This is a genomic window from Marivita sp. S6314 (genome assembly GCF_023015985.1).
GTDB lineage: Bacteria > Pseudomonadota > Alphaproteobacteria > Rhodobacterales > Rhodobacteraceae > Marivita.
Map to the genome: position 1 here is coordinate 37500 of NZ_JALKAO010000008.1, position 23435 is coordinate 60934.

The 23435-nt window shown below is 61.9% G+C and carries 23 protein-coding genes; 13 read left to right on the forward strand and 10 right to left on the reverse strand.

What is annotated here, in order from left to right; translation table 11 throughout:
* Positions 1–22: 22 nt before the first annotated feature.
* Positions 23–1210 (reverse strand): TIGR03862 family flavoprotein, encoded by a 1188-nt coding sequence (locus MWU54_RS17225; RefSeq protein WP_247086233.1) that lies wholly within the window; start codon positions 1208–1210, stop codon positions 23–25.
* Entirely contained in the window at positions 1207–2532 is a 1326-nt protein-coding gene (locus MWU54_RS17230; RefSeq protein ID WP_247086235.1) for a mechanosensitive ion channel domain-containing protein, read from the reverse strand. The genes MWU54_RS17225 and MWU54_RS17230 overlap by 4 nt, the downstream gene beginning before the upstream one ends.
* A gap of 90 nt (positions 2533–2622) precedes the next feature.
* On the opposite strand from MWU54_RS17230, the gene MWU54_RS17235 reads away from it, so the two are divergent.
* A complete protein-coding gene (locus MWU54_RS17235) occupies positions 2623–2940 on the forward strand; it encodes an HNH endonuclease (protein WP_247086237.1) in 318 nt (105 codons plus the stop codon).
* A gap of 156 nt (positions 2941–3096) precedes the next feature.
* Here the strand turns inward: MWU54_RS17235 and MWU54_RS17240 are convergent, their stop codons facing one another.
* Genes MWU54_RS17240 through ubiA form a run of 5 tightly spaced genes read right to left on the reverse strand, consistent with a single transcriptional unit; the run spans position 3097 to position 7985 of the window.
* Positions 3097–4260 carry an iron-containing alcohol dehydrogenase gene (locus tag MWU54_RS17240; protein WP_247086239.1) on the reverse strand — a complete coding sequence of 388 codons (1164 nt, stop codon included), beginning with the start codon at positions 4258–4260 and terminating at the stop codon, positions 3097–3099.
* A gap of 15 nt (positions 4261–4275) precedes the next feature.
* Positions 4276–4695 carry a VOC family protein gene (locus tag MWU54_RS17245; protein ID WP_247086241.1) on the reverse strand — a complete coding sequence of 140 codons (420 nt, stop codon included), beginning with the start codon at positions 4693–4695 and terminating at the stop codon, positions 4276–4278.
* A gap of 35 nt (positions 4696–4730) precedes the next feature.
* Complete coding sequence (locus MWU54_RS17250; protein ID WP_247086243.1) at positions 4731–5057, reverse strand: hypothetical protein; 327 nt, start codon at positions 5055–5057, stop codon at positions 4731–4733.
* Positions 5044–6960, reverse strand: coding sequence for an OmpA family protein (locus MWU54_RS17255; RefSeq protein WP_247086245.1), 1917 nt, complete (start codon positions 6958–6960; stop codon positions 5044–5046). The genes MWU54_RS17250 and MWU54_RS17255 overlap by 14 nt, the downstream gene beginning before the upstream one ends.
* A 59-nt stretch (positions 6961–7019) precedes the next feature.
* Positions 7020–7985 (reverse strand): 4-hydroxybenzoate octaprenyltransferase, encoded by a 966-nt coding sequence (ubiA, locus tag MWU54_RS17260; protein WP_247086248.1) that lies wholly within the window; start codon positions 7983–7985, stop codon positions 7020–7022.
* A 12-nt stretch (positions 7986–7997) separates the two neighbouring features.
* On the opposite strand from ubiA, the gene MWU54_RS17265 reads away from it, so the two are divergent.
* The 3 genes from MWU54_RS17265 to MWU54_RS17275 all read left to right on the forward strand — a co-directional run bounded on the left by MWU54_RS17265 (position 7998) and on the right by MWU54_RS17275 (position 10746).
* Complete coding sequence (locus MWU54_RS17265) at positions 7998–8717, forward strand: 16S rRNA (uracil(1498)-N(3))-methyltransferase (protein WP_247086250.1); 720 nt, start codon at positions 7998–8000, stop codon at positions 8715–8717.
* A gap of 64 nt (positions 8718–8781) precedes the next feature.
* Positions 8782–9312 (forward strand): hypothetical protein, encoded by a 531-nt coding sequence (locus MWU54_RS17270; protein WP_247086252.1) that lies wholly within the window; start codon positions 8782–8784, stop codon positions 9310–9312.
* Between the two features lie 63 nt (positions 9313–9375).
* The gene (locus MWU54_RS17275; protein ID WP_247086254.1) at positions 9376–10746 is read left to right on the forward strand and encodes a glutamate--cysteine ligase; all 1371 of its coding nucleotides are present in this window, start codon (positions 9376–9378) and stop codon (positions 10744–10746) included.
* A gap of 41 nt (positions 10747–10787) precedes the next feature.
* Here MWU54_RS17275 and MWU54_RS17280 read toward each other — a convergent pair whose 3' ends face one another.
* The 3 genes from MWU54_RS17280 to MWU54_RS17290 form a co-directional block, all read right to left on the reverse strand.
* A complete protein-coding gene (locus MWU54_RS17280; RefSeq protein WP_247086256.1) occupies positions 10788–12368 on the reverse strand; it encodes a gamma-glutamyltransferase family protein in 1581 nt (526 codons plus the stop codon).
* Positions 12369–12666: 298 nt separating this feature from the next.
* Complete coding sequence (locus MWU54_RS17285; RefSeq protein ID WP_247086258.1) at positions 12667–13119, reverse strand: ATP-binding protein; 453 nt, start codon at positions 13117–13119, stop codon at positions 12667–12669.
* Positions 13100–13438, reverse strand: a complete 339-nt coding sequence (locus MWU54_RS17290; RefSeq protein ID WP_247086260.1) for an STAS domain-containing protein — start codon at positions 13436–13438, stop codon at positions 13100–13102. The genes MWU54_RS17285 and MWU54_RS17290 overlap by 20 nt, the downstream gene beginning before the upstream one ends.
* Positions 13439–13530: 92 nt before the next feature.
* Between MWU54_RS17290 and MWU54_RS17295 the strand changes: the two genes are divergently transcribed.
* From MWU54_RS17295 to MWU54_RS17335, 9 genes are all read left to right on the forward strand, one after another.
* On the forward strand, positions 13531–14694 hold the full coding sequence (locus MWU54_RS17295; RefSeq protein ID WP_247086262.1) for an acetyl-CoA C-acyltransferase: 1164 nt from the start codon (positions 13531–13533) through the stop codon (positions 14692–14694).
* A gap of 58 nt (positions 14695–14752) precedes the next feature.
* Positions 14753–15208, forward strand: coding sequence for a GAF domain-containing protein (locus MWU54_RS17300; protein WP_247086264.1), 456 nt, complete (start codon positions 14753–14755; stop codon positions 15206–15208).
* Positions 15209–15336: 128 nt separating this feature from the next.
* The gene (locus tag MWU54_RS17305; RefSeq protein ID WP_247086266.1) at positions 15337–15909 is read left to right on the forward strand and encodes a cupin domain-containing protein; all 573 of its coding nucleotides are present in this window, start codon (positions 15337–15339) and stop codon (positions 15907–15909) included.
* On the forward strand, positions 15909–16535 hold the full coding sequence (locus MWU54_RS17310; RefSeq protein ID WP_247086267.1) for a LysE family transporter: 627 nt from the start codon (positions 15909–15911) through the stop codon (positions 16533–16535). Before MWU54_RS17305 ends, MWU54_RS17310 begins: the two co-directional genes overlap by 1 nt.
* A 23-nt stretch (positions 16536–16558) precedes the next feature.
* Positions 16559–16903, forward strand: coding sequence for a GFA family protein (locus MWU54_RS17315; protein WP_348647676.1), 345 nt, complete (start codon positions 16559–16561; stop codon positions 16901–16903).
* Positions 16904–16906: 3 nt separating this feature from the next.
* A complete protein-coding gene (locus MWU54_RS17320; protein WP_247086271.1) occupies positions 16907–17530 on the forward strand; it encodes a LysE family translocator in 624 nt (207 codons plus the stop codon).
* Positions 17531–17540: 10 nt separating this feature from the next.
* Positions 17541–19988: an FAD-dependent oxidoreductase gene (locus MWU54_RS17325; protein WP_247086273.1), complete on the forward strand. Its 2448-nt coding sequence runs from the start codon at positions 17541–17543 to the stop codon at positions 19986–19988.
* On the forward strand, positions 19985–20866 hold the full coding sequence (locus MWU54_RS17330) for a homocysteine S-methyltransferase family protein (RefSeq protein ID WP_247086275.1): 882 nt from the start codon (positions 19985–19987) through the stop codon (positions 20864–20866). Before MWU54_RS17325 ends, MWU54_RS17330 begins: the two co-directional genes overlap by 4 nt.
* A gap of 79 nt (positions 20867–20945) precedes the next feature.
* Complete coding sequence (locus tag MWU54_RS17335) at positions 20946–23390, forward strand: FAD-dependent oxidoreductase (RefSeq protein ID WP_247086277.1); 2445 nt, start codon at positions 20946–20948, stop codon at positions 23388–23390.
* Positions 23391–23435 lie beyond the last annotated feature (45 nt).

The window sequence follows — 23435 nt, forward strand, 5'->3', positions numbered from 1 at the left end:
CCTGTCACGCCTGAACGTCACGTCACGGGCGGTTAAACTCCGCAGCGTGCCGACCGGCCCACCGGCCCGTCGCAAAACAGGCGGTCAGCAGATACCCTCCGGTGGGCGCATCCCAGTCCAGCATTTCGCCCGCGCAGAACGTCCCTGGCCGGTCCCGCAGCATCAGCGCGTCATCCAGCGCGTCAAACGACACCCCCCCGGCGGTCGAAATCGCCTCATCCATCGGGCGCAACCCGGCGTGACGCACCGGGATGGCCTTGATGGCCTGCGCAAGCGCAGCTTGTGTGTCCGGCAACGGCGACACAAATTCCCGCAGCATGGCCTGCGCGGCGGACGACAGTTTGAGCGTCTTGCGCAGGAAACTGGACAAGCTTTGTTTGCCGCGCGGTTTGGCCAGCCGCGCCGTGACCGTGTCCAATGGCAGGTCGGGCACCAGATCAAGATGCAACGTGTGCCCCTCTCGAAGCTGTGGCGTCAGGGTGTAGATCCCCCCACCTTCCAGACCGCGTTTCGAGATCACCACCTCACCCCGCGAGATCTGCCCCCCGGCGGTAAGCGCGATGTTCTTGAGAGGCGCGCCGAAATGCCTGTCCATATGGTCCGACCAGTCCACCAACAGACCCGCATTCGAGGGCTGAAACGGCGCAAGGCCGATCCCGTTCGCAGCGAACTGTTCGGCCCACGCGCCATCTGATCCCAGCCGCGCCCAGCTTGACCCGCCCAGCGCAAACACCGTCACGCGCGGGGTCAGCACGCGTTGACCATCGGGTGTGTCAAACAGACAGGCATTGGCATCCCACCCCGTCCAGCGCCAGCGGGTGTGGCGGGTCAGGCCCATGCCATCCAGCCGTTCAAGCCATGCACGCAAGAGCGGCGAGGCCTTCATCACCTTTGGAAACAACCGCCCCGTTGATCCCGTGAAGGTCGCCTGCCCCAAATCTTCGGCCCAGTCGCGCACCGCTTCCGGATCGAACGCGTGCAACGCATTGCGCAGGCCGGGCTTCTGCCCCAAGCCACCACCATAGGCCGACAGGAACGGGCCAAAGGGTTGCATCTTGGTCAGGTTCAACCCCGACTTCCCGGCCATGAGAAACTTGCGCCCGATCGACGGTTTCGCCTCGACCAGCGTCACCGCGCGCCCCGCCGACAGCAAAGCGTCTGCCGCCATCAGGCCCGCAGGTCCACCCCCGATCACCAGCGCGTCGGTCATGCCTCCGGCGCGGTGCGCATTTCGATGACGCGGCGGGGATACGGGATTTCGATGTTGTTCTCTTTCAGCGCGTTCCAGATCAGGAACAGCACGTCCGAGGCGTATTTGTTCTTGCCGTCGTCGATGCCGTTGACCCAGAACTCCACGCCAAAGTCGATGCCCGACTCTCCGAACCCGCGCAGTTCGACATCTGGCGGTTCCGGGTCGTTCAGAACACCGGGATGTTTCGCAACGGCCGCTGCAACGATGTCGGGGATCAGGTTGATGTCGGTGTCATAGCTGACGGAAAAATCCACCTCGTAGCGATTGGCACTGCCCTGATCGGAATAGTTGATCACACGGGTGGTGATGAAATCCTCGTTCGGGACCACGATCCAGCGGCCATCAAACGTCTCAAGGATCATCGCGCGGGCGGTGGTTTTGACGATGGTGCCGGATTCGCCATTGTCCAACTCGACGTAGTCACCCACGGTCGCCTGCCCTTCAAGCAGCAGGATCACACCCGAGATGTAGTTCGACGCGATTTTCTGTAGGCCAAAGCCAAGGCCCACACCAATGGCCCCCCCGAGCACCGCAAGCGACGTGAGCGGCACGCCCATGATGTTCATCAGCACGATGAACGCGATGCCAAAGATCACCAGTTCCGCCGCTTTCGCAGCGAGCTGCCGGGTGGCGGGGCGCATTTCCTCTTGCTTGTTGATGTAGGCGGCAGATTGGTCATTCGACCAGCGCCCCAGCCAGAACAGCAGCGATCCGGCGATCAGGCCGCGCAGCAGCGCCATCACCGAAAACGAGATATTGCCAAGGGCAATCGTGGTTTCCGACAGGCGCAAGATCAGGTCGTCAAGCAGGCCCAGCGCATACAGCGCCGCAACAGGCAGCAGGACGTAGCGGCCCAGAACCTTGAGGAACGGGTCCTTGATAATCTCGCGCACAAGGATGCGTGCGGCAAGGAACAGGAACAGGCGTTTGCCAAACGCGATCACCGCACCTGATCCGAACACCGACCGCGTGACCTGTTCGCCGATGCCGGTGAACAGGTAGGCGAGAAGCGGCAACAGAAGTGGGAACCCCATCAACAGAAACCGCCGCGCCGAGGACAGCATATCCGTCGCCCCGTCCTGCGGGGTCAACACGCGTGTCAGCGGCGCGCGCAACCGGCGGGTGACGTAAATCGCCAGCAGATACGCCACAACCAGTAGCGCGAATTGCGACCATGCGGCGGGCGACAGCAACCACGTCATCGCCAAATCATAGCCCTGCTGCGCATAGCCCGCGGCCTGTTGAACGATTTGCGGCTGATCGGACAGATCAAAGTCCATGGCGATTCCCTTGAATTCTCATCGCGGTGTGACAGCTTGATGCCCGCACCCACGCCCGCACACAAGGCCTGCGCCCGGGGGAAAAACCGAATGGATGACACCGACCCGATCTGCCCACTCTGCCTGCGCCCGATCCCGCCGGGTGTGAAGCAAAGCCATCATCACCTGATTCCAAAGCTGAAAGGCGGCAAAGGCGGGCCAACAATCCTGATCCACCAGATGTGCCACAATGAGATCCACGCGACCCTGACCGAAGCTGAACTGGCGCGCGAGTACAACACGCCCGCCGCATTGCGCGCGCACCCCAAGCTGGGGGCGTTTTTCGAATGGGTCGGAAAGCGCCCGGCGGAGTTCCATGCCCGCAGCACACGGAGTTTGCGCAAACAGAAATCACGCAAGCGCAGATAAGTCCGGTTTGGCAGCGGGCTGTCCGCCCGCTCTCACCTCAAACTGTTCGCCGGGTTCATTCGCCGTCGGCCAAACCGCTCAAAAATGTTTCGCGCGCGAAACATTTGGTCCGGTTCGGACCTATTAACCAATTGTTCACAAATTCGGGTCGAACACTTACCAGATACGCTGATAGATTTCGATTATCTCGTCCGCCGTCGGAACGCGCGGGTTGTTTTGCGGTGACCCTGACGCAAGCGCCTGTTCGGCCATAAGCGCAAATTTTTCCGGGTCCGCCGCGTGGCCAAGGCTGCTTGGACTTGGCACGTTCAGGTCATCGTTCAGGCGGTGCAACCCCTCGACCAGTTTTCCGCAGGCGGCCCCATCGCTGTCGCTGTCCGCTGCCCAGCCCATCACGCGCGCGCAGGTGGCATAGCGGTCGGGTGCGGCATCGACAGAGAACCGCGTGACCTCGGGCAAGAGCATGGCATTCGACAGGCCATGCGCGACGTGGAAATGCGCGCCGATTGGGCGGCTCATCCCGTGGACAAGCGCAACCGACGCGTTGGAAAACGCCATTCCGGCCTGAGAGGCCGCGAGCATCAGAGCTTCGCGCGCTTGGGCGTTTTCAGGATCGGCGCAGGCGGTGCGCACATGCGTAGCAATCGCAGGCATCGCGGCAAGCGCAAACGCATCGGTATAGGGAAACGCCTTGCGGCTGACATAGGCTTCAATCGCGTGGGTCAGGCTATCAACCGCGGTGTCCGCTGTGATGCGCCACGGTTTTGTTGTTGTGAATGTCCAATCGATCAAGGCAGCGGTTGCCACGCAGGCAAGGCCCGAGAGGTTGTATTTCTCGGTGCGCACCGTGTCGGTGATCACGCACCAGCGGGTGAGTTCCGACCCTGTTCCGCCGGTTGTCGGGATCAGGATGACCGGGGGGCCGCAGCGGTCGATCTGGGTCGGGGCCTTGTAATCGCGCACGTGACCGGGATTGACGGACATGAAGCTGATCGCCTTGGCGGTGTCCATCGGACTGCCGCCACCAAACCCGATGACACAGTCATAATCGCCTGACTTGAACGCAGCGAGGCCCGCGTCGAGACAGGTATCGGTGGGGTCTTCGACCACGCCGTCGAATATCGCGTGGCGGATGCCTGCACGGTCCAGGATATCGGTGAGTGTCTGCACATGCCCCAGCGCGACCAGCTTGGTATCGGTGACAATCAGCGGGCGCGACAGGCCAAGCTGGTTCAGAACCTCTGCCGTCTCTGCAGCAACGCCGCCACCAATGCGGATGATACGCGGGGATTGCACACGGCCGATATTGGACAGGGTCATAATACGCCTTTGCGGTCAGTCCTGGGTGTCGATGATCTGGTGAACTTCGATCACGTTGCCGTCCGGATCGTAAAAGAAGATCTGGTGCCAGCCCTTCACCGCGTCGCTGCCCCAGTCAGAATAGGGAACACCCTTGTCTTCGAGATGCTGCTTGAACGCATCGATATCATCCGTGCGATAGGCAATATGGCCGCGTTCCAGCGGGTTGACGACATGTCCGGACTGGAACGAATTCAGCACGTCGCGCGGGGTGAGGTGCATCTGGATGTCACCGTCCGTGACAAACGAGACATCGCCGACCAGCCCCTTGTCCTGATTGACCGGCGGCAGATTGGCGGGATCGTCATCTCCGAGGGTCAGGACGTCGCGATAGAAGCTGTCCATTGCCGGGACGTTGGTGGAGCAGAGATTGATGTGATGCAGTTTGAGTTTCATCCCGGAAGCGTGACGCAAAGCCCGGGTGAACGCAATCAGCTGGCGTTCACACGTTCCACGTAAGCGCGCATTTCCTCGGCTTCGTGGCGCGCATCGCGCAGGCCTTCCATGGCGGCGGACAGCTCTGCTTCGGTCTGGGCAAGCTGGTTGGTCAGTTCGGCTTCGCGCTGCTGCAGGTAGGTGATCGCCTGATCACGGGTTTCTTCGGCTTCGTGCAGTTCCTGGCTCATGCGCTCAAGCTGGTCCATGTCCGCCTGGCTGACCCGCGTGAAACGGTGGACCAGCCAGTTGGCGAACCAGCCCAGGCAGAACGCCACAAACAGAATGATCGCCGTTGTGATAACAAACTCAGTTCTGTTCATCGGTGGATTCCTCTGCGCCGTCGCTGTCGGCTGTTTCGCCCGTTGGCGCGGATTGTTCAATACTCTCCAGCGTCGTCTCTGTCTCGGGGATGGGTTCCGGTTGACGAAGTTTGAACTCGATCCGGCGGTTGGCCTCGCGGCCTTCCTCGGTGTCATTGCTGGCGATCGGACGTTCCTCGCCATAGCCGCGCACCTGGTAGCTGGAGGTCAGCACCCGACGGTCGCGCAGAGCGTTGAGCACCGATTGCGCGCGGTCCTGGCTGAGTTGCTGGTTCATCACTTCGCGGCCCTGGCTGTCAGTGTGGCCGGCGATAACAAGCGGAATGTCACCGCACAGCTTCAGCAGGTCCGCGATTTCATCCATGATATCCTGCGTCGAGGCGTCAAGCGTGGCGGATCCCGGCTCGAACGAGATCTTGCGGTCGCCGATGATCTCGACGATCTGGGCTTCGCATTCCTCTGGTGTCGGGATGCCCAGAAGCGGGTCCAGCTTTTCTTGATAAGTGACCGAGATTTCGTATTCCTCGGAATCGCCCAGCTTCTCGGCCAGCAGCCCGGCGATTTCAGAGCTCGCATTCTGGTTTCCGGTATTGCCGGAAACCGACAGGGTGTCCGGCGTCACAAGCACGGCACCGTTGGACAGGCGCGACAGGGCTTCAAGACCGGCCAGCACGCGGCTCGCCCAAGAGGCGGGCAGGTTTTCATCAACCCGCGCGGTGGTGCGCACGGTGCTGGACCCGAACGCGGCACGGGCAAAGCTGTCAGCAGTCTGGCGGGCGATTTCGCTGTTCACGCGGCCGCGCAGCTGCACATCCCCTTCGGGTGACCGGGTTGCGGTGAACTCCGGGATGCCTTCCGATTCGGCGGCGGGCGGTTTTGGCAGGGTGGCCTTGACCACGAAAACACCGGGCAGATCGGCTTCCAGCGCGCCGACCACGCGGTCGAACAGGCTCTGGTCGGTGCCTTCCAGTGCAAACAGCGTGACGTCGACATCGGCGAAGGTGATGCTGCCGCCGCCAAGTTCGTTGATCGCGGCAATGCCCATTGCCGCCGCATCCCCCCATTCGCTGGTGGGTGTGCCCAGCCCCAGACGGCAGTCGATCTTGCCTGACATGCCCGCGACTGCCGCGGCTTCGAGGATGATGGTGCGATCCTCGTCTGTCGGGGCGGAACACGCATCGAAACGCGCGCCATCGGCATCCTGGATGAACCGCAAGGTGAACGGCGAGATTACCGGGCGCGGCGCGGTGATTTCCAGCGCAAGACGCAGGTCATCCGGTGTGCGACGGGCCAGATCGGCTTCGACACGGCGTCGGGTGTCTTCGCTTTCGACAGCGCCCTTGATCGACACCCGCCCCGCTTCGATCGAGATCTTGGACCGGTCCAGCACCCGCAGGACGGACACGGAATATTCTAGCGAGTCGTTCCATCCGTCGGGCACGGGGTAGTCAGCCACTTCCAGCAGGTCCGCCACCGGGGTATTCGGAACGGCGCGCTCGATATCGGCCACAAGCTGTGCGCGGTCTGTGCTGGTGGGCATCAGGCCAATCAGGGAAATGCCGTCATCGGTGCGCAGCATCTCGATGGAAAACCGGGGCGGCGCGATGCTGTCTCCGTCTTCGATATCAATCTGGTCGATGACGCGCGCGGTATCCACCACCCGTCCCGCCGCGCTGAGCGCTTGGAACCGGGCGGCTTCCGTCGGGGCGGTGCCAATCAGGAACACCTGCAATCCGTTGGTGTCCACATCCGCCCATGTCAGCGCATCGCGGTCCAGTTCGGTGCGCACCGCACGTTCAGAGCTTTCTTCCACAACGCCGGCCGACAACCACGCGGCAGCAAGGCTAAGCACAGCGGCGGCCAGGAAGGCCGCGACAACGATAAAGACAGAAGACAGGCGCATGAACGTTCCGCGTCAGAAACAGGTGGCCCAGCGATACGCCGCAGGGCGCAGGAGTGCAATCATACCAACAGGGCGATGGCGAAAAACAGCACAGGCAATAACCCGGCATTTCGGTTGGATCGGAACAGGGCCACCAGCAGATCCCCATCATCCAGCTTCAACCGCCGCAATTGCCACACCATATGCCAGCCCATCGCCCATGGCCCGGCAAGTGCCACCAACAGGGCAAAAATCTCGCCACGCGGAGCCGCCAGAACGATGGCATAGCCCATCAGGGCCACGGTGATGACCAGAAACCACGCCAGGTATTTCGGGGTCTGATCACCGAACAACCGCGCGGTGGATTTGATGCCGATCAGGGCGTCGTCCTCGACATCCTGATGGGCGTAAATCGTGTCGTAGAACAGCGTCCAGGACAGCCCCGCAAGGTACAATGCAACCGCCGGCCATTGCAGCGTGCCCGTATGGGCCGTCCAGGCCAGCAAGGCCCCCCAGTTGAACGCAATGCCCAGAAACACCTGCGGCCACCACGTAAACCGCTTGGCAAAGGGATAGAAGGCCACCGGAACCAGCGCGACAATCCCCAAGACGATGGCCTGCAACGGAAATGTGATCAGGATCAGAAACGCCAGAAGCGATTGAACCACCGCCCAAAGCAGCGCTTTCTTGACGGTGACCTGATCGGACGGGATGGGCCGCGACGCGGTGCGGGCGACCGATCCGTCGAAATCGCGGTCGGTGATATCATTCCAGGTACACCCGGCGCCCCGCATCAGAAACGCCCCGATGCCACAGCCAATGATGATCCACAGATCGAACACCCGCATCTCGCCGGTGAAAAACATCGCCAGCAACGTGCCCCAGACACACGGCAGATAAAGCAGCCAAGTGCCAATCGGCCGGTCCGCGCGTGACAACCTGAGATAGGGGCGGGTCCAGTCCGGCGCGTATGTATCGACCCAATTGCCGGTCACAGCGTCTGAGACCTGACCGCTCTGGTCTGGTGTTGTCTGCGGGCCGGACATATGTGTTGCTCCATGAGTGCGAAGATCAGGCTTTTTGTAGAGCAGCCGCTTGGGGCGGCACAAGCCGTCCCTCTGACGCGGGAGCAGGCGCATTACCTGTTTGGTGTGATGCGTCTGACGGTTGGTGGACATGTGGCGCTGTTCAACGGGACAGATGGCGAATGGCAGGCCGACATTGTCGAGGCTGGCAAACGCAAGGGCGTGTTGGTCTGCCGCGCGCAATCGCAACCGCAATCCCTGCCCCCGGATCTTTGGTTGCTGTTCGCACCGATCAAGAAAGCGCGCACCGATTTTATCGTGGAAAAGGCCGTGGAGATGGGTGTGCGGCGCATCCTGCCGGTGCAGACCGCCTTCACCAATTCAGAGCGCATCCGGCAGGACCGGCTGCAGGCCCATGCGATTGAGGCGGCGGAACAATGCGGTGCCACTTTTGTGCCCGAGGTCGCGGCCCTGACCAAGCTGGAGCGGGTTCTGGACCGATGGGACACCAGCCGTCAGATCGGCTTTTGCGATGAGCGTCTGGCAGGCGAGACCGGGCATTTGCCGGATGTTCCGGGGCCGTGGGCGCTCCTGATCGGGCCGGAAGGCGGGTTCTCTGACGACGAACGCGCGCGGCTGCGCGGGCTGGAGGCATCGCATGCGCTCAGCCTTGGCCCGCGTATTCTGCGCGCCGACACGGCGGCTGTTGCGGCGCTGACCCTGTGGCAATCGACGTTGGGAGACTGGGCATGACAGGTTTTTGGTCGACCAAAAACCGCAGCTCCGTCGACGGAGCTGCGCCCCACGGGAGAGGCCGATGAGCTTTGTGCGCCCCGGTGCCAAAAACGTGATCCTACGCTGGCGCGAAGCGTTGGTGGGAGCGGCGATCCTTGGTCTTGGGGTCTATTGGAGCTTTGGGGTCACGCCCGGGATCCTGTCGTGGATCGGCTATCTGGCCGTCTTGCTTGGGGCCGCCTTGTTCTTTGCCGGGCTGCAAAAAGGACGCTCGCGGCTGGGCGGCGGTGGACCGGGTGTGGTGCAGGTGATCGAACGGCGCATTGGCTATTTCGGCCCGCTGAACGGTGGTTTGGTGGATCTTGATGCCGTCACGTCGCTGAATTTCGACCCAACAGAACACCCGGCAACCTGGGTCATCACCCATGACGCGGGACCGGCTTTGCACATTCCCGTCAATGCCGAGAACGCGGATGTCCTGTTCGATGTGTTTGCCAGCCTGCCGGGCCTGAGTCCGGGGCGGGTTGCCTCTGTCTCGCGGCAGGAAGGCACGCGTCCCATTGTGCTTTGGCGCAGGGCTGATCTTCAGCAACGCATTGCCCGCTTGCATTGACACCCCGAAGAAATCGGCTCAAGGCTGGCCGCGATTGTCGAGCAGAGAAACCGGAGACGCGCCATGTCCATTCCGCAGTCGGGCGGCGGGCCCATCGAACACCACGACCAGTTGGCCCAGTACCTGGCCGAGGGCTGCAAGCCCAAGGAAGATTGGCGCATTGGCACCGAACACGAGAAATTCGGGTATTGCAAAGACACATTGAAGCCGCTGCCCTACGAGGGAGAGCGCTCTATTCTGGCGGTACTGAGTGGCCTGCGCGACCGGCATGGCTGGGCGCCTGTCATGGAAGCCGACAACCTGATTGGCCTGGAAAAAGACGGCGCGAATATCTCGCTTGAGCCCGGAGGCCAGTTGGAGCTGTCCGGCGCGCCGCTTGAGACGATTCACCAGACCTGTGACGAGGTGAACACCCATCTGGTCGAGGTGAAATCCATCGCCGACGAGATCGGTGTGGGCTTCATTGGCCTGGGGGCTGCGCCGATCTGGACCCATGACGAGATGCCGTTGATGCCCAAGGGGCGCTATGCCCTGATGGACAAGTACATGCAGGAGGTCGGCACATCGGGCACCACGATGATGCGCCGGACCTGCACGGTTCAGGTGAACCTCGATTTTTCGTCCGAGGCCGACATGGTGCAGAAGATGCGCGTCGCACTGGCGTTGCAACCAGTGGCCACGGCTCTGTTTGCGACGTCGCCGTTCTTTGAAGGCAAGGTCAACGGCCACAAAAGCTGGCGGTCGCGTGTCTGGCGGCATCTGGACGATGATCGCACCGGGATGTTGCCGTTCGTGTTCGACGACGGGTTCGGGTTCGAGGCCTGGGTGCAATATGCGCTCGATGTGCCGATGTATTTTGTCTACCGCGATGGCGTGTACCACAACGCGCTTGGGCAATCGTTCCGCGATTTCCTGAAGGGCGAACTGCCCGCGCTGCCCGGTGAGACGCCGACCCTGTCGGATTGGGCGGACCACCTGACAACGATTTTCCCCGAAGCGCGGGTGAAGAAGTTTATCGAGATGCGCGGGGCCGACGGTGGGCCTTGGCGGCGTCTATGTGCGCTGCCTGCGTTCTGGGTGGGCCTGACCTATGATCAAGGCGCGCTGGATGCGGCGTGGGATCTGGTGAAGGGCTGGGATGCGGAGACGCGCGAGGCGTTGCGGGTTGCGGCCTCGGTTGACGGGCTGCAGGCCAATGTGAACGGTATCAAGATGCATGATCTGGCCAAAGAGGTTCTGGACATCGCCGAAGCAGGCCTCGTGGCCCGCGCCCGCCCAGGTGCGGGCGGGCTTGTGCCAGACGAGACGCATTTCCTGAACGCGCTCAAGGAAAGCGTCGAAAGCGGTCAGACGCTTGCCGACGAGTTTCTTGAGCATTTCAACGGCGACTGGAACGGCGACCTGACGCGCATCTATGGCGAATACAGCTACTGAGCTCCTTTAGGTCGGGCAGGTGTTCCAACCTGCCCGAAGGTTCAGTACCCGATGGCGCAGCCATCCTTGCGAGGGTCGGACGCGCCTTCCAGCACGCCGTTGTCGCGGATCAGAATGGCCTGCGCGCCGCCAATCCCCGTGGCCGGGACAGAGACGGTGTGGCCCAGATCGGCCAGACCTTGATGCACCGCGTCAGAGTAGCCTTTCTCGACCTTCATATCGCCATATTCGCTAAAGCAGCGCGGAGCGTCGATCACCACTTGCGGGTCCATGCCATAGTCAACGAAGTTGGTCACAAACCGCGCGTGGCCGGTGGATTGGTATTGCCCGCCCATCACGCCGAAGGGCATCAGCAGCTTGCCGTTCTGCCGCAACATGGCCGGAATAATCGTGTGCATCGGGCGCTTGCCGCCATCGGCTTCGTTCGGGTGCCCCTCTTCCAGCGTGAACCCCGCGCCGCGGTTCTGAAACAACACGCCGAATTTGTCCGACGCCACACCCGAGCCGAAATCCTTGAACACCGAGTAGATCAGCGAGACCGCCATGCGGTCCCGGTCGATCACGGTCAGGTAAATGGTTTCCTTGTGTACCGCTTCGGTCAACGGCCGTGCGCTTGGCATCGCGCGGGTCGGGTCGATTAACGCCGCGAGCTTTTCGCCGGTTTTCGGGTCGAGCATATGCGCCAGCCGCGTCATGTGATCCATGTCGCACAGGAACCGGTCGCGTGCGTCATAGGCGAGTTTGGTCGCCTCGGCCTCAAGATGCGCGCGTTCCAGCCCGAACGGGTCCATTGAAGGCAGATCGAATTGCGCAAGAATGTTGTTGAGGAGGATCGCCGTTGCGCCCTGCCCGTTTGGCGGATGCTCAACCAGTTCGATCCCCTTGTAGGTGCCGCTGATCGGGGTGGTGTAGTCGCAGCGCGTGTTGGCGAAATCCTCTAGCGTGTGCACACCGCCGATCGCGCGCAGCGATGACACCATGTCTTCGGCCACCTCACCTTCGTAAAACCCTTTGCGACCCTCGGCAGCGACACGGCGCAGCACCTCGGCCATCATGGGATGGCGGAACAGATCACCTACTTGGGGCGGGTTGCCCCCATCGGTGTAAAACTGCCGCGCCGCGCCGTGCAGGTTCTGATGGTAGTGAAACCAGTCGAACCCGGCGCGCGGCGCCACGGGCACACCCTCTTCTGCATAGTGAATCGCGGGCGCAAACACGGCATCAAGCCCCAGCCGCCCATAATCGTCGGACAATTGGCAAAACGCATCGACCGCACCGGGGATCGTGATCGGCTCGGGTCGGCCAAACAAGGGCATCTTGTCCAGCCCAGAGGCCCGCAGCGCGGCACCGGACAAGGCGGCGGGCGCGCGCCCCGAGCCATTCAGGCAGACGATGTCTTCGGTTCCCGCAGGCTTGACCATCACGAAGCAATCGCCACCGATCCCGGTCATCGCCGGTTCGCACAGGCCCAGCAGGACCGCACCGGCAATGGCCGCATCCACCGCATTGCCACCGCGCTTGAGCATATCAATCGCGGCTTCAGCGGCCAGCGGGTGTGACGTTGCGCAAAGGCCATTGGCGGCCATGACTGCGGAACGACCCGGCAAATGGAAATCTCGCATGACGTGTCTCCCCCTCTTTGCCCGCGAACGTAACCGGTGCGGAGGCAAGGTCAAATGGATGATCTGGGGGGAAAGACGTAACCTCGACGCCGCACACTGGGTGGGGGCTATTAACGGCACGGCGTCGAGGTGAAGCTATAAGCAGCTACCCTTCTCTTTTGACCTGCAACCGCGCCCAAAATTCGGAACGATTGGGGCCATTGTGCGACATTGCCGGCGAATCCGTGAACAGCACCCCCCAAATGCCGCTTATTGCCTACAATTATTGAATAATTCGCCGATAATTGTGTTGAGCCTGTCAGCGCTGGCACCCTCCGGGGCGCGCCTGAATCAGCGTCACCTGATTGCACCCGGCGCTCCGGTGATACCGCACCTCTGACATGAGGGTCTGAATCAAGAACCACCCGTACCCGCCTTCGGCGTGATTGTCCGGATCAGGGGCGTCTGGACAAGGCACAGACCCGCCCGGCATGGCGCGGCCCCAATCCGTGATCTGCAGGCGCAGCGCGTCTGGCGTGCCAACGATGGACAGCGCAATCGCCCCGAAAGACTGTCCGGCATAGGCATGTTCCACCACGTTGTTCAGCGCTTCGGCCAGGGCAATCAGGATATTCTCCCGCATGTCGGTCAATGCATGTTTGTTCAGGGTGGCATCGACACGCGACAAGATATCAGGTGTGACCACGTTCAGGGCGGGCCAGCACAGGGACAAAAGGCGTGTTTGCTGTGATTTACCCGTCTTCGACGACACAGGCCACGTCCGCTGAGTCGTGTATTGTGAAGATCGTGTCCATGCGTGTCAGGCGGAACACCTTTTCGACAATCGGCTGCAACGCGGCCAGTTCAAGCGTTTGTCCGGAGCGCAACTGTTTCATGGACGCCACCACAGCACCCAGACCGCTCGAGTCGATAAAATCGACCTGCGCCAGATCAAGAACGATGCGCCCATCGGGATCCGCCGTCAGGGACCGCATGTCTTCCTTGAACTGAAGCGCCGTTGGCGCGTCGATTCGGGACGCGTTGACGCGAATCACGGTTGCGGTTGGCGTGGTGTCGACAGTCAGTTCCATAGAGCCTCGGCAGATAGATGTGCCGCCACCCTAGACGCCATTCGTTACCATCCGGTATGCAAGGCCCTATAACTCGGACACTGGGGAATAACATGGCTGATGTAATGATCACGGGCGCTTCGCGCACCGCGATGGGGGGCTTTCAAGGCGCGTTTTTATCTGCAACCGCGTCCGATCTGGGCGGCGCGGCGATCCGCGCGGCGCTGGATCAGGCGGGCCTGTCGACGGTTGATGAACTCCTGATGGGGTGCGTGCTGCCCGCCGGTCAGGGTCAGGCCCCGGCGCGCCAGGCCGGGTTTGCCGCCGGTCTGGGCGAAGAGGTTCCCGCCACGACGCTGAACAAGATGTGTGGATCGGGCATGAAAGCGGCGATGATGGCGTTTGATGCCATTGCCCTGGGCCGGGCGCAGGCCATTGTTGCGGGCGGCATGGAAAGCATGACCAACGCGCCGTACCTGTTGCCCAAGATGCGCGCGGGCGCGCGGATCGGGCATGGCGAGGTGGTCGATCACATGTTCCTTGATGGGCTGGAGGATGCCTATGACAAGGGCCGCCTGATGGGCACCTTTGCCGAGGATTGCGCCGAGGCGTTTCAGTTCACCCGTGAAGCCCAGGACGCCTACGCGTTGAAGTCCCTGTCGAATGCGCTTGAAGCGCAGGCCTCGGATGCGTTCGCGGCCGAGATCACGCCCGTCACCGTAAAGACGCGCAAGGGCGAGGTGACGGTCGCCGAAGACGAACAGCCGGGCACGGCGCGGCCGGACAAGATCCCGCTTCTGAAACCGGCGTTCCGCAAGGACGGGACCGTGACACCAGCCAACGCGTCGTCGATCTCGGACGGTGCGGCGGCGCTTGTCCTGACCAGTGCCGACACTGCCGGATCACAGGCGCGGGCGCGGATCGTCGGCCATGCAAGCCACGCTCAGGCACCGGGCCTGTTCACAACCGCCCCCGTGCCTGCGGCGCAGAAACTGCTGGCGCAGATCGGGTGGTCGGCCTCGGATGTGGACCTCTGGGAAGTGAACGAGGCGTTTGCCGTGGTTCCCATGGCCTTCATGCACGAAATGGGGCTGAGCCGGGACATCGTGAACGTCAATGGCGGGGCCTGTGCTTTGGGTCATCCCATCGGGGCCTCTGGCGCACGGATCATCGTGACCTTGCTCAACGCGCTTGAGACGCGCAATCTCAGCCGTGGGGTGGCCGCGATCTGCATCGGCGGCGGCGAAGGCACGGCCATCGCCATCGAACGCGTCTGACTTTCTACTTGCCCGACATATCCCGAGGGTGCGGGGGCTGGCCCCCGCACGGACAAACATGGCCGATTACAAAACACTCGCGCAAACCCTGCACTCGCTGACCGCTGGCGAAACCGACACCGTGTCACTCATGGCGACGGTCGCCTGCGAGGTGCACCATTCTGATGAACGCTTCGACTGGACCGGGTTCTACCGTGTGACGGGGCCGGAGATGCTCAAGATCGGGCCCTATCAAGGCGGGCATGGATGCCTGCACATCCCGTTTTCAAAGGGTGTGTGCGGGGCAGCGGCCCGCACCGGCACCATCCAGTTGGTTCCGGATGTGGAGGCTTTTCCCGGGCATATCGCCTGCGCGTCGTCGACCCGGTCGGAATTGGTTTTGCCCGTCTGGAACGGGCGCGGGCGGCTATTGGGGGTGTTTGATCTCGACAGCGATCAGCCGGAGGCGTTTACGCAAGAGGATGCCGACGCGTTACAGTCCATATTGGCCGACACGTTTCGCGGCGTAAGGTGAGCGGCTGGAAGAAGACACCGGCGTCGCGGCCAAACCGCCTTCATACAGCAACGGCTCCATGAAAAATCCTTTGGAATTTTCACCAAACCGTGCCATGAAAATTTCGTAGGAATTTTCATGGCCGACTCATGCAGCATGACGCCACCTTCTCGAACAAGACCTTGGGCGCGGATCTGCGGGCGCTTCGCAAGGCGCGCGGACTGACATTGCAGGATATCGCGGACCAGATGGATCGGTCGGTCGGCTGGGTCAGCCAGATCGAGCGTGACCTGTCGGAACCGTCGATCACGGACCTGCGCCAGATTGCCAAGGTGCTTGATGTGCCGATTTCCCTTCTGTTCGGACAGGCAAATGCCAAGGCGGACGAAGCCGGGATCGTGGTGCGCGCCGGGGCGCGGCGGCCGATTGGCAGCCGTACTGCGGGCCTGATCGAAGAGTTGCTGTCGCCCGACCTGTCGGACGATTTCGAAGTGGTGCATTCGACATTCCAGCCGCACAGCCGCGCGGGCGAGATGATCACCCGCCCCACGCAGGAAGTCGGATATGTGGTTTCAGGCGCGCTGGACATGGTGATCAGCGGGCAGCGATTCACGTTGAACCCCGGCGACAGCTTCCGGATCAAGGAAGAGCCACATGAATGGATCAATCCCTATGACGCCCCGGCCGTGGTTGTCTGGGTAATCGCGCCCCCGGTGTACTGATGACGCTCGAAGGCTGGACCATATTCGCGGTATTCTGGGTGGTTTTCGTGACCTCGCCCGGCCCCAATGCGGTCAACTGCATCCAGAACGGCATGACGCATGGGTTCGTGAAATCGCTGTGGGGGGTGCTTGCCATCCTGACCCAAGCGCTGCTGTTCCTATGCCTGTCCGCCCTTGGCGTGACAGCGCTGATCGCAGCGTCGCCTACGGCGTTCCTGGTGGCCAAGATCTTCGGCGCGGCGTTTCTGATCTGGCTGGGTGCGCGCGCGTGGATCAACGCGCAGAGACCACTGGCAGCAGCGGACGTCTCCAACGGATCAATATACAGACGGGCTTTTGCCATTGCCACGATCAATCCCAAAAGCGTGGCGGGATACCTTGCGGCCTTCTCGCAATTCGTCATGCCGGACGTGCCGGTGGCGCAGCAGATGTGGGTCATCGTACCCACGGCGCTGACAATCACGGCGGCCAGCTATGTCACGTACACGGCGCTTGGCGCTGGCCTTGGGCGTGCGGCGCTGGGGGTCGTGGCCAACGTGGTCCTGCGCCGGGTGCTGGCCGTGTCGTTTATCATCTACGGTGTGTTGCTGGGCAGCACGGCGGTGCCACAAGGGGGACGTGTATGAAGGGACGGTGTCTATGTGGCGCAGTGACATACACCGTGACCGGGACGCCCGGCGCACCGGCAGCGTGCCATTGCACGCAGTGCCGCAAGCAATCGGGGCATGTCTGGGCGTCCTCTTATACCGAGGATGGCACGCTCGACATACAGGGCGACGTGCGCTGGTATCAGTCCTCAGAAAAAGCCCGGCGCGGGTTTTGCCCGACCTGTGGATCGGCGCTGTTCTGGGATCACGAGGATGATCCGTTCATCTGCTTCTCCACAGGGTCGATTGATGGACCCACCGGGCTCACCCTGCGCGAACATATCCATACGCGCACCAAGGGCGATTATTACGAGATCAACCCCAGTGACCCGCAGCGAGAGGAGTGAGCGATGATCGAGCTTGCCCTGTCCATTCCAGTGATCACCTACGTGACGTTCATGGGCGCGGCCGTGTTGCTGTACCTGACCCCCGGTGCCGATATGATGTTCACCATCGCAAGTGGGATGCGCGGCGGCGCTGCGTCGGGTATCGCGGCGGCGGGCGGGATCGGGTTGGGCGTGATGGGCCATGTGGTGATCGCCGCAGGTGGGTTGGCGGTCCTCTTGCTGACCTATCCCATTGCCTATGACGCGCTGCGCTATGCGGGTGCGGCCTATCTGTTGTGGCTGGCGTGGCACAGCTGGACCGACACCACACCGCCGGAACAGCGCGAAGGCCGCCGCGACATCTGGCGCGCGTTTCGGCGCGGATTTCTGACCAACATCCTGAACCCCAAGGTCGGGCTTTTCGTGCTCGCCTTCCTGCCGCAATTCGCGGATCCCGCTATCGGGCCTGTCTGGCAACAGATCCTGCTGCTCGGCACGCTGCTCGCGATTGGTGAACTCGCCACCTACTGCGTGCTGGGTGCCTTTGCCGGGCTGGCCGCGACCCGCATCAAACGCGCATCCCGCTGGATGGGCAAACTATCTGCAATCGTTTTCGGTGGACTGGCCGTCCGCCTTGCCTGGAACTGAGGAGAGACCCATGTCTGATTTCCCCACCACAGCCCGCGTTGTCATCATCGGGGGCGGCGTTGTCGGCACCTCGTCGCTCTATCATCTGGCCAAAGCAGGCTGGACCGATTGCGTTCTGCTGGAAAAGAACGAACTGACCGCAGGATCGACATGGCACGCGGCGGGCAATTGCCCGTCCTTCAGCACGTCCTGGGCGGTGATGAACATGCAACGCTATTCGCTTTCGCTGTATCGGACGCTGGCGGACGAAGTTGACTACCCGATGAACTACCACGTCACCGGGTCGATCCGTTTGGGCCATTCCAAAGAACGCGTGATGGAATTCGAACGCGCGCGGGCGATGGGGCGGTATCAGGGGCTGGACCTTGAGATGATGCAGGTCTCGGACATGAAAGACCGCTATCCGTTCATGGAAACACATGACTTGGCGGGCGGTTTGTACGACCCCGACGACGGCGACATCGACCCGGCGCAGTTGACGCAAGCCTTGGCCAAGGGCGCACGTCAGATGGGTGCGCGGATCGAACGGTTCTGCCCCGCCACGGGTGTCAGCCGCGATGGTGACGAATGGATCGTGCACACCGAAAAGGGCGACATTCGTTGCGAAAAAGTGGTGAACGCGGCGGGTTACTATGCCCAGCGCGTCGGCGAATGGTTCAAACCTTACGGCGGGCGCACGGTGCCGATGACGGTGATGAGCCACCAGTTTTTCCTGACCGAACCCGTGGCCGAGCTTGAGGCATGGTCCAAGGAAAACGGCAAGCTGCCCCTGCTGCGCGACGTGGATTCCAGTTACTACCTGCGGCAGGAAAAGTACGGTCTGAACCTTGGACCGTACGAACGCAACTGCAAGGCGCACTGGATCACACCAGACGATCCGATGCCCGAGGATTTCAGCTTTCAGCTTTACCCCGACGACCTTGAACGCCTCGAATGGTACATTGAGGATGCAATGGCCCGCGTGCCGATCCTTGGTGCCTCTGGTGTCGGGCGTGTGATCAACGGCCCGATCCCCTATGCGCCCGATGGTCTGCCCCTGATTGGCCCGATGCCGGGTGTGCCAAACGCCTTTGAGGCCTGTGTCTTTACCTTCGGCATCACCCAAGGCGGCGGTGCGGGCAAGGTGCTGGCCGAATGGGTCACCGAAGGCCAGACCGAGTGGGATATGTGGGCCGTCGATCCGCGCCGCTATACCGATTACACCGATCAGGATTACTGCAACCAGAAGGCCATTGAGGTCTACGGCCACGAATACGCCATGCATTTCCCGCATCACGAATGGCCCGCCGGGCGCGACAAGAGGCTGTCGCCGGTGCATGACAAGGTCAAGGAACTTGGTGGCGTCATGGGGGCCTATAACGGCTGGGAACGCGCCAACTGGTTCGCCAAACCAGGTGACGACACGTCCGAGGACAGCACCCACACCTGGGCGCGTACAGGACCGTGGGAACAGCGCGTGCGCGAGGAATGCGAAGCGGTGCGCGATCATTGTGGCGTTCTCGACCTGCCCGGATTTTCGCGCTTCAAGATTCAGGGCCCGGGTGCGGATAACTGGCTGCGCGGGCTTGTGACCGGGGCACTTCCCAAGATCGGCCGGGTCGGGCTTGTCTATTTCGCCGATGATCGCGGGCGGATCGTGACGGAAATGTCGGTGACGCGCGAAGCCGAAGACCTGTTCGTTCTTGTCACCGCCGCCTCTGCCCAATGGCACGACCGCGAATGGCTGGAACGCCATATGCCCAAAGACGCGGCGTTCACGCTGGAAGACTGGACAACACGCATGTCCACCCTGATCGTCACCGGCCCTGCCGCGCGGGACTGTCTTGGCAAGATATGCACTGGCGACCTGTCTCTCCCTTGGTTGAGCTTTCAGGAAAGCGAAATCGCGGGCGGCTGGGTTGCGTTGTTGCGGGTGTCCTTCGCGGGCGAACTTGGCTGGGAAATCCATGCCGAAAACGCCGATATGCCCGCAATTTACGATGCGGTTCTTGGCGCAGGGGCGAAGCCCTTTGGCATGTATGCGCTGAACTCGCTGCGTCTGGAAAAGGGATATCGCGCGTGGAAAGGGGATCTTTCCACGGATTACAGCCTTCTCGAAGGTGGGTTGGACCGCTTTGTCAAACTGGACAAGCCGCAGGACTTCCCGGGCAAAGCCGCACTGTTGAGCGAAAAGCAACAGGGCGTGAAGAAGCGCTTCGTGACGTTGACCGTGGATGCCGGAGACTGCGACGCGCCTTACATGTCGTCGCTCTGGCACAACGGTGAGGTGGTGGGGGAAACCACCTCCGGCGGCTGGGGCTACCGGGTGAACACATCCATCGCGCTTGGGATGCTGCGCAGCGATCTGGCCACACCCGGCACCGAGATCAACGTAGAAATCTTTGGTGAGATGCGCAGAGCGGTGGTCCAGAAGGACGCACCGTTGTGGGATCCGCAAGACGAAAGGCTGCGCGCATGAGCACGGTAACAATCCTTGATGGCGGCATGGGACAAGAGCTTCTGCGCCGCTCGGGCGCAGAGCCGACGCCGCTCTGGGCCACGCAGGTGATGATCGCCGCCCCGTCTTTGGTGCGCGACATTCACGCCGATTACTTCACCGCAGGCGCGCAGATCGCCACCACGAACACCTATGCCCTGCACCGCGACCGGTTGGAGGGAACGGCGTTCGAGACGGATTTCGAAAAACTGTACCGCACCGCGCTCGACATGGCCTTGGAAGCACGCGACGCCCATGGTGGCGGGCAGATCGCCGGCAGCATCGGGCCTTTGGGCCAATCTTACCGCGCCGATGTGCAGCCCGAACATGACAAGGCGGTTGACCTTTTTGCCGAAGTTGCCCGCATCCTGGCCCGCGAGTGCGACCTGTTGCTGCTGGAAACGGTGGCGTCCATCGCACAGGCGCGCGCTGCATTGGAAGGGGTGTCCGGCCTGGGTAAACCCGTCTGGATTGCCTTCACCGTCGACGACGAAGACGGCACGAAACTGCGCTCTGGCGAGGCCCTTGTGGATGCCGTGGCAGCCAGCGGAAAGGCGGACGCATTGCTGGCCAACTGTTCGGCCCCCGAAGCGATGCCGGACGCGCTCGATATCCTTGGTTCTACAGGCAAGCCGACCGGTGCCTACGCCAATGCGTTCACACAGATCACCAAGGATTTCCTGAAGCGCAAACCGGTGGTCGACGTTCTGACCGCCCGCCGCGATCTTGGCCCCGATGCGTATGCTGATCACGCTGAAACTTGGCGCGCAAAGGGTGCCACGATCATCGGCGGATGTTGCGAAACCGGCCCGGACCACATTGCAGAACTCGCCCGCCGCTTTGCGCGCGACGACGGTTAGTGCGCCACCGCATGCTTCTTCTTTTTCCAAATATGCCAACACCGCGCTTTGCCACGCGCGCCCGGATCGGAGATCGCTCATGACCCTTCCCACCCACGCCCGCGCCGTCATCATTGGTGGTGGCGTTATCGGATGCTCCGTCGCCTACCACTTGGCAAAACTGGGCTGGACCGATGTGGTTCTGCTGGAACGCAAGCAACTGACATCCGGGACAACCTGGCACGCCGCCGGCCTGATCGGCCAGTTGCGCGCGTCGTCCAACATGACCAAACTGGCGAAATATACTGCGGACCTGTATTCCACCATCGAAGAGGAAACGGGCGTCGCCACGGGGTTTCGCAAGACCGGGTCAATCTCTGTCGCCCTGACGACCGAACGCCACGAGGAACTGCGCCGCAGCGCCGCCATGGCGCGGGCGTTTGGCGTGCCCGTCGAGGAAATCGACACCGCCGAGATCAAGGCAAAATACGCCCATCTGAACACCGACGATGTGGTGGGCGGCGTGTTCCTGCCCAGTGACGGTCAGGGCGATCCGGCAAACATTGCCTTGGCGATGGCCAAGGGCGCACGCCAGATGGGGGCGAGGATCGCCGAACGCACCAAGGCAACCGGCGTGGCCCGCGACGGGCGGCGGATTACAAGCGTCGATTGGGAGGCCGAGGACGGCACGTCGGGCACGATCACCTGCGATCATGTCGTCAACTGCGCGGGCATGTGGGGCCGCGAGGTAGGGCAGATGCTGGGCGTCAACGTTCCGCTGCAGGCCTGCGAGCATTTCTACATCGTATCGGAACCGATCAAGGGATTGGAAAGCCTGCCGGTGCTGCGGGTCCCGGATGAATGCGCGTATTACAAGGAAGACGCCGGAAAGATGATGCTGGGCGCGTTTGAACCCACGTCGAAGCCTTGGGCGCTTGACGGGATCCCCAAGGATTTCGAGTTTGACCAGCTTCCCGAAGATTTCGACCACTTTGAGCCGATATTGGAGGCAGCCGTGAACAGGATGCCGATGCTGGCCGAGGCGGGGATTCATACGTTCTTTAACGGCCCGGAAAGCTTTACCCCCGACAATGCCTATCACCTGGGTCAGGCCCGCGAGATGGACAATGTCTGGGTTGCGGCCGGGTTCAATTCAATCGGCATCCAGTCTGCAGGCGGCGCGGGCATGGCGCTGGCGCAATGGATGGAGGATGGCGAAAAGCCGTTTGATCTGGGCGATGTGGATATTGCGCGCGCACAGCCGTTTCAGGGCAACCGGCGCTTCCTGAAAGAGCGCGTAACCGAGACGTTGGGGTTGCTCTATGCGGACCACTTCCCCTACCGCCAGAAAGCCACCGCGCGCGGGGTGCGGCGGACGCCGTTCCATTCCCATCTGTTGCAGCACGGTGCGGTGATGGGCGAAATCTCCGGCTGGGAACGCGCCAACTGGTTTGCGCGCGACGGTCAGGCTCCGGAATATGCCTATAGCTGGAAGCGGCAGAATTTCTTTGACAATGTCGCCGAAGAACACCGCGCGATCCGCGAAAATATCGGGATGTACGACATGTCGTCCTTTGGCAAGATCCGTGTCGAAGGGCCGGATGCAGAGGCGTTTCTGAACTTCGTCGGCGGTGGTGATTTCTCGGTCCCCGTGGGCAAGATCGTCTACACGCAATTCCTCAATTCCAAGGGTGGGATCGAAGCGGATGTGACCGTGACGCGGCTGTCGGACACAGCCTATCTTGTTGTGACACCCGGCGCGACGCGGGCGGCAGATCAGACGTGGATGCAACGGCATATCGGCGATTTGCGGGTTGTGCTGACGGACGTGACCGCGGGTGAAGGCGTTCTGGCGGTGATGGGTCCCAATGCGCGCAAGCTGTTGCAGATGGTGTCACCCAATGATTTCTCGAACGCGGTGAACCCGTTTGGTACGGCGCAGGAGATCGAGATTGGCCTTGGCGTCGCGCGGGCGCATCGGGTGACCTATGTCGGAGAACTGGGTTGGGAGATTTACGTCTCGTCGGATCAGGCGGGCCATGTGTTCGAAACCCTGCACGCGGCGGGTCAGGACCTGAACCTCACGCTGTGCGGCATGCACATGATGGACACCTGTCGGATCGAAAAGGGTTTTCGGCATTTCGGCCATGACATCACGTGCGAGGATCATGTGCTGGAAGCAGGCCTTGGCTTTGCGGTTAAAACCAAGAAGCCGGATTTCGTTGGCCGTGACGCGGTGTTGCGCAAGCTGGAGGCGGGGTTGAGCAATCGTCTGGTGCAGTTCAAGCTGACCGATCCGGAGCCGCTTTTGTATCACAATGAACCTGTGCTGCGGGATGGGGAGATTGTCGGATATCTCAGCTCCGGCGCGTATGGTCACCATCTGGGGGCGGCGATAGGGCTGGGCTATATTCCTTGTGAAGGGGAATCCGCCGAACAGGTTCTGTCCTCGCGCTACGAGATTGACGTGGCCGGAAAACGGGTGGTGGCGGAGGCATCGTTGAAGCCGTTTTACGATCCGACCTCGGCGCGGGCTAAGGCGTGAAATCTTCGGAGAAGATTTCAGACCGTCGCTAATAAATCGTTGAAA